At 58.0% G+C, this 1,382-nt stretch carries 1 protein-coding gene; it reads left to right on the forward strand.

Features of this window, described 5'->3' with window-relative positions; all coding sequences use genetic code 11:
- Positions 1–88: 88 nt before the first annotated feature.
- On the forward strand, positions 89–1,111 hold the full coding sequence (locus DV027_RS17280) for an IS110 family RNA-guided transposase (RefSeq protein WP_041247965.1): 1,023 nt from the start codon (positions 89–91) through the stop codon (positions 1,109–1,111).
- Positions 1,112–1,382 lie beyond the last annotated feature (271 nt).

A 1,382-nucleotide genomic window follows, 5' to 3' on the forward strand; every position in this document is an offset into this window, starting at 1 on the left:
GAGATGGGGTGGTTGCCGTCCTCCCCGCACGGCATCGCAATGTGCCAGAATGGTCGTTGGAAGAAACGACTGCGCGAAAGGACGGCAGATGAAGGATACAGTGATAGGCGTTGATCTGGCAAAGAACATTTTCCAGGTTCATGGAGCTTCGCGTGCGGGCGAGGTGATGTTTCGCAAAAAGCTGCGTCGTCAGCAGTTTATGCAGTTCATGGCCACGCAGCCGCCTGCTCTGGTCGTTCTTGAAGCGTGCGGGAGCGCGCATTACTGGGCTCGCGAACTGGCAGGAGCTGGTCACGAGGTCAGACTGATCGCTCCGCAGTATGTGAAGCCTTTCGTGAAGCGCCAGAAGAACGATGCTGCTGATGCGGAAGCGATCGTCATTGCGGCCCGTCAGCCGGAAATGCGCTTTGTCGAACCACGCACTGAAGCGCAGCAGGCGCGTGGCGTTCTTTTCCGGGCCCGGCAGCGTCTGGTGCACCAGCGCACGGAACTGGTGAATGCCCTGCGTGCCGTTCTGTATGAATTCGGTCTCGTCGTGCCACAGGGGATTGCGCATATCAGACACATTGAAGCCATGCTGGATGAGGCGGTTCTGCCAGAGGCTGTGAAGCAGGAATGCCTTGATCTGCTGCGACAGATTTCGGAGCAGAGTGTGCGGATTGATGTCAGAACAAAGAAGATCAGGATGCTTGCCCAGGAAAGTGAAAACACCTGCAGATTGCAGAGCATGCCTGGAGTGGGTCCTCTGACCGCTCTTGCGATTGAAGCTTTTGCGCCTGACCTGCAGAGCTTCCGGCGCGGGCGCGACTTTGCTGCGTGGCTGGGGCTGGTGCCCCGTCAGTTCTCATCTGGCGGAAAGGAAAGGCTGGGGAAGATATCAAAAGCCGGGCAGGCTGATATCCGCAGGCTTCTCATCATGGGCGCCATGACCCAGGTGAACTGGGCCAGCCGTAAGGCCCCTGCACCGGGAAGCTGGCTGGCACGGATGCTGGCCCGCAAGCCCCGTATGCTGGTAGCCATTGCGCTGGCCAACAGGATGGCACGAGCCATCTGGGCCATGGCAACAAAACAGGAGGATTATCGGGATCCGGCCCTGTCCGTGGCAGCCTGAGCGATGGCTCGGCTCCCGCGGATGGAACCGGTAGGGGTGTGAGAGGGCGATGACCTGAATGGGCGCATGATCGTCTGATCCGGATCGGAAAAACCAGTGGATTTCTCTGTGCTTTAAAGCACGCCTGTGAGATTTGGATCTGATCCGCTGATCACCATACTGGCCAGTGGCTTCTGAAAGGCCACATCAACAGGCCTTACAGAAGACCGCACACGATCACACGTCAATATGGGTCAGAAAACTCTTGCATAACGGACGGCAACCACAGAAG

The sequence above is a fragment of the Komagataeibacter xylinus genome, assembly GCF_004302915.1.
In the GTDB taxonomy this organism is placed as follows: Bacteria; Pseudomonadota; Alphaproteobacteria; order Acetobacterales; family Acetobacteraceae; genus Komagataeibacter; species Komagataeibacter xylinus_C.